Raw genomic sequence first — 5,657 nt, 5'->3', positions numbered from 1 at the left:
CATTTTTCCTCACGAACTTGTTGCACGGTACGACGGCGATAGGCCCAAATCATCATAATGGCGCCGGCGATAATCATCGGCGTCGAAAGGATTTGCCCCATGCTGATAAAATTGTCGAACAGGCCCAACTGGGCGTCTGGCTGACGGAAATACTCCACGATAAAGCGGAATACGCCGTAGCCGATCAGGAACAGGCCTGATACCGCGCCCATCGGACGGTTTTTACGGATAAATACATTCAGAATGATAAACAGCACCACGCCTTCCAACAGCAGCTCATAAAGCTGGGAAGGATGGCGAGGCAGCACGCCATAGGTCGACAGCAGAGATTGCCATTCCGGATGAGTAGCCGTCAGCGCTACGTCTTCACCACGCGAGCCAGGGAACAACATTGCCCACGGCAGATCGGGCGCCACGCGTCCCCAGAGTTCACCATTGATAAAGTTGCCCAGGCGGCCTGCACCCAGTCCGAACGGGATCAGCGGCGCAATAAAATCCGCAACCTGGAAGAAGTTGCGTTTAGTACGGTGAGCGAACCAAAGCATCACGCAAATCACGCCGATCAGGCCACCGTGGAACGACATACCGCCATCCCAGACCTTAAACAGATAGAGCGGATTATCCAGGAATAGCGGCAGGTTATAAAACAGCACGTAGCCAATGCGGCCGCCCAGGAAGACGCCAAGAAACCCTGCGTACAGCAGGTTTTCAACCTCTTCTTTTTTCCAGCCGCTACCCGGCTTGTTGGCGCGGCGTACGGCCAGCCACATGGCAAAGACAAAGCCGACCAGATACATCAGGCCATACCAGTGCAGGGCAATCGGCCCGACAGAGAAAATTACCGGATCAAATTGGGGGAAAGCCAGATAGCCGTTAGTCATCTTTCACCATTATTAATAGTCCCTGATCTCAGGTGACGGAATGAATAAAGCGCACGTGCGGCGCCGCGCAGAGGCGCGCATAATAGCACAGGCCGCACGAGGCGGCCTGATGGAACTGTAAACTTTAATAAGCGGCTAACGACCGCCGCGGATCAGGCCGCCCAGTCCGCGTCGCTCCATGAAAGCGGCGACCAGATGGCGCACCTGGCTGGCCTGTTCCGCCTGCAGACCCGCTTCGGCCAGCTTCTGTGCCTCTTCGTAATCGATGTGGTGCAGCAGATATTTCACCCGGGCGACGTTGCGTCCATTCATGCTCAGATGATGATAACCCAGCCCTACCAGCAGCGCGACGCAGCTGGAATCCCCTGCCATTTCGCCGCACAGGCAGAGTTCGATTTTGGCCCGCTTCGCCTCTTCCGCAATGGTTTTCAGCGCGCGCAGCATCGCCGGATGCAGGCTGTCGTACAGGTTGGCGACGCGGGTATTATTGCGATCGACGGCCAACAGATATTGTGTCAGATCGTTAGTGCCTACCGAGATAAAGTCGACCCGCTTTGCAAGGTGACCGATCATAAAGATCATGGAAGGCACTTCAATCATCACGCCGACGCGCGGCCTGGGGATGTGATAGCCCAACATCTCCCCGACTTCTTTGCCGGCGCGCTCGATAAGCCTGAGCGCTTCGTCGATTTCATCGATGCTGGTGATCATCGGCAGCAGAATACTGAGATTATCGCTGGCGACATTAGCGCGCAGCATGGCGCGTACCTGTACCAGAAAGATTTCCGGCTGATCCAGCGTCAATCGGATACCGCGCCAGCCCAGGCAAGGGTTTTCCTCGCTTATCGGCATATAGGGCAGCTGCTTGTCAGCACCGATGTCCAGCGTGCGCAGCGTAACCGGCTTTTCCAGAAAGAGCTGCAGCATGCCCTGATACTGCGCAACCTGCTCTTCCTCGGAAGGAAAACCGTTTTGCAGCATAAAGGGGATTTCCGTGCGGTAAAGCCCGACCCCATCCACGCGGCCGCCCTGCGCCTGCTCATGCTCCGCGCTCAAACCGGCATTGAGCATGACTTTTATCGGCTCGCCCGACTTCAGCGCCGCCGGACGTTCGACCACGTCTTCCGCCAGCTTGCTCAGCTCGTTTTCTTCACTAATCAGCCGCTGGTATTCCTGCACCAGCACGGGTTCTGGATCCACCAGCAGCTCACCGCGATAGCCATCCACAATCAGCAGTCGGCCGTTAAGCGCTTCGGGCTGAATATCGGCACCCATCACGGTAGGAATGCCCATTGCCCGTACCATGATCGCCGCATGCGAGTTGGCGGCACCGTCTCTGACAACCACGCCCGCCAGGCGATCGTGCGGTAGCTCGGCCAGGGTTGTGGCGGTCAGCTCATCGGCCACCAGCACGAAGCGTTCAGGCCAGGTATTCGTGCCCTGCATGGTGTCGTCGAGGTGAAACAGCAAACGCTGTCCCAGCGCACGCAAATCGCCCGCCCTTTCACGCAGATAGCTGTCCTGCAGGCTGGCAAACTGTGCGGCGAACTTCTCAATAACTTTTTTTACCGCCCATTCCGCCACGGAACCGCTGTCGATTTCTGCATAGAGATCTTTTTTCAGTCGGTTATCGCTAAGCAGGTGTGAATAGAGATCGAAAATAGCGGCGCTTTCTTTATGCACGCTGGAAGTGAAACGTTTGCTGTAACGGCGAAACTCGCCGGAAGCCTCGTCCATCGCCAGCGACAGCCTTTCACGTTCGCGCACCGGGTCCAACGTGGAGGCCGCCGAGACGGTATCCAGCGACGGCTGGTTGCTTTCCACCCAACCTGCCGCTACCGCAACGCCGGGCGCGGCGGCCAGCGCGCGTACGCGGGTTTGTCGATACTGTCCGAACAGTGTATTAAGCTGCGACTGAGAAAGGATGGTGGCCATTTGCGTGGCCAGCGTTACCAGAAACGATTCTTCGCTCTCGTCAAACTGGCGGTGCTCGCGTTGCTGAACAACCAGCACGCCCAACAGCTGGCGACGGCTGATCACCGGCACGCCGAGGAAAGAGCGGAAGCGCTCTTCCTTTACGGAGGGGATATATTTGAAGCTGGGGTGACTTTGCGCATCGGCAAGGTTGATAGGTTCAGCCAGACGGCCCACCAGCCCGACAATCCCTTCGTCGAAAGCCAGCGCGACGGTGCGGCCACGCGGCTTTTTCAGGCCGCGCGTCGCCATCAGGTAATAGCAGCGACGGTCGTGATCGGCCAGATAGACCGAACAGACTTCGGTATCCATCGCCAGGCAGATTTCACTGACCAGAATGTCGAGCGCCTCGGTCAGCCGGGGCGCTCCTGCCACTTTCTCCACTATCTCGCGCAGCTGTATAAGCATATCTGAGCGGCTTACCCTCTCTTCCGCCGATAAGGCGTATTTCGCGGTACGGCATTCTCCTGCAGCGGCATCACCACGCTGGCGAACTCCTTCATCACCCGGCGATAAACGTCGCGTTTAAAGGAGACAACCTGACGTACCGGATACCAGAAGCTAACCCATCGCCAGCCGTCGAACTCCGGCGTGCTGCTGGTTTGCATGTTGATATCCGCGTCATTGCACAAGAGTTGCAGAAGAAACCACTTCTGTTTCTGGCCGATACAAACCGGCTTTGTGTCCCAACGCACCAAACGTTTTGGCAACTTATAGCGTAACCAGTTTCGGGTAGAGGCAAGGATGCGCACATCTTTGCGGTGCAAACCGACTTCCTCAAAGAGTTCTCGATACATCGCCTGTTCTGCCGTTTCGCCAGGGTTGATGCCTCCCTGAGGAAACTGCCAGGAGTGCTGGCCATATCTTCTGGCCCACAACACTTGTCCCTGCCTGTTACAAATTACGATACCAACATTCGGGCGGTAGCCATCATCATCGATCACTGGACTACCTCAAACTCATACTCGGATAGCCTGATTGTTTCATACTCCTTACAGACGGTAAACCACTGCTTTTGGGGCGTTACGCCCGGCGAATGCGGGATAACTTGGCACAATTGCAAAAGTTATAAACAGAAATCCCCTCTTTTACCCGATCTTATTCACCTTTTCTGTGGATATCTTTGTGCAGAACTCCCCTGGCCGTTGGGGAAAACTCTAACCGGCATTATCCAATCGAAGGTTGCCGATTAGTTTAACGTATTATAAATATTGGGATTTATCCAATTACCCCACCTGCTTCCCCCCTCTTTGATGGGGTACCTGACAACCTTATCAGACAGGTGGTGAAAGATCGAACATCGCTTTTTTTATCCACAGGATATGTTGCTATCCTGGACAAAAAATATAGCAGACCGGTTAAAAACGCGGCGTCAAGCCTGTAAATCGAAACAGTATTATTTTAAAAATCGACTTATCCCATTTTTCTGTGGATAACTACGTGTAAGATCCTGTTCATTGTCGGTGCGCAGAAAGGCATAACCTTTTTGATTTACCGTGCGCGCCCCCAAAGCGGCAAGAAAAAGCTGCGATTAATCATGCTATTATTGCGCTTTTCCTCAGGGGAAAACGCATCCCTTTTAAGACGAAAAATCACTGTTCATTTTTTAACCAATAGCGAAGAGCAGGCTATGCCAGACTATTTTTCTCCGGTTTTACCTCCGGAAAACGAAACCGCGTTACTGGAACGCGCACGCCAGCTGGCTGGCTTTACGCTGGGTGAGCTGGCGCTGCGTGCAGGGCTGACCATCCCACCTGACTTGCGCCGCGATAAAGGCTGGGTGGGAATGCTGCTGGAACGTTACCTGGGCGCCAGCGCGGGCAGCAAGCCCGAGCAGGATTTTGCCGAGATCGGCGTGGAGCTGAAAACCATCCCCATTGACGCTCAGGGCCGTCCCCTGGAAACCACTTTTGTATGCGTGGCCCCGCTGACCGGCAATAGCGGTCTGGTCTGGGAAACCAGCCATGTGCGTCACAAGCTGGCAAGAGTATTGTGGATACCGGTGGAAGGCGATCGGGCGATTCCGCTGGCCGAACGACGCGTAGGTGCGCCACTGCTCTGGAGCCCGAGTGAAGAAGAGGAATTGCTGCTGCGACATGACTGGGAAGAGCTGATGGACATGATCGTACTGGGACAGGTAGAGCGCATTACTGCCCGCCACGGCGAAGTACTGCAAATCCGCCCCAAAGCCGCCAACAGCAAAGCGCTGACGGAAGGCATTGGCGAAAACGGCCAGCCCGTATTGACGTTACCCCGAGGCTTCTATCTGAAAAAAACGTTTACTGCGCCTTTACTGGCCCGCCATTTTTTACTGTGAAGCGTTAGCTGACCGGCATCCGGATGGGTATACTCTTCGTTTAACTTTCGTTTAGGATACAATGTTTGTATGTTTGACTGGATTGCCGATCCCAACGCCTGGCTGGCGCTGGGTACACTGACGATTCTGGAAATCGTTCTGGGTATTGATAATATTATTTTCCTTTCTCTGGTGGTGGCTAAACTCCCCAAACAGCAGCAGAATTCCGCGCGCCGTATCGGCCTGATGGGTGCCATGCTGATGCGTCTGGGCCTGTTGGCCTCTATTGCCTGGGTCATCCGCCTGACCACGCCGTTGTTTACACTGATGGACCATGCTTTTTCCGCACGTGATTTAATTCTGCTGCTTGGTGGGCTTTTTCTGCTGTGGAAATCCAGCATGGAGATCCATGAAACAATAGAAGGCGGCGAAGAAGAACATAAGAGCAATGTGCATTCTTTCGTCGGCGCGATTGTGCAGATTATGCTGCTGGATATCATCTTCAG

5 protein-coding genes are annotated in these 5,657 nt (G+C 54.8%); 2 read left to right on the top strand and 3 right to left on the bottom strand.

Annotation, left to right across the window (positions count from 1 at the left end; genetic code table 11):
• The 3 genes from lgt to rppH all read right to left on the bottom strand — a co-directional run.
• Nucleotides 1–881 (bottom strand): prolipoprotein diacylglyceryl transferase (lgt, locus tag RTK32_RS18095; protein ID WP_312046425.1); only part of this gene is annotated, 881 nt, incomplete at its 3' end.
• Between the two features lie 135 nt (nucleotides 882–1,016).
• Nucleotides 1,017–3,263: a phosphoenolpyruvate--protein phosphotransferase gene (ptsP, locus tag RTK32_RS18090; RefSeq protein ID WP_312046423.1), complete on the bottom strand. Its 2,247-nt coding sequence runs from the start codon at nucleotides 3,261–3,263 to the stop codon at nucleotides 1,017–1,019.
• Between the two features lie 11 nt (nucleotides 3,264–3,274).
• On the bottom strand, nucleotides 3,275–3,799 hold the full coding sequence (gene rppH, locus RTK32_RS18085) for an RNA pyrophosphohydrolase (protein WP_125287387.1): 525 nt from the start codon (nucleotides 3,797–3,799) through the stop codon (nucleotides 3,275–3,277).
• 686 nt (nucleotides 3,800–4,485) lie between these two features.
• Between rppH and mutH the strand changes: the two genes are divergently transcribed.
• Both mutH and RTK32_RS18075 read left to right on the top strand, forming a co-directional pair.
• Entirely contained in the window at nucleotides 4,486–5,172 is a 687-nt protein-coding gene (gene mutH, locus RTK32_RS18080; protein WP_312046421.1) for a DNA mismatch repair endonuclease MutH, read from the top strand.
• A gap of 69 nt (nucleotides 5,173–5,241) precedes the next feature.
• The coding region (locus RTK32_RS18075) for a TerC family protein (protein WP_312046419.1) at nucleotides 5,242–5,657 on the top strand (416 nt) is incomplete at its 3' end.

The sequence above is a fragment of the Erwinia sp. genome, assembly GCF_031978025.1.
Classification (GTDB): Bacteria; Pseudomonadota; Gammaproteobacteria; order Enterobacterales; family Enterobacteriaceae; genus Erwinia.
The sequence above is the reverse complement of the archived record's forward strand: the minus strand, read 5'-3'. Positions and strand labels throughout refer to the sequence as shown.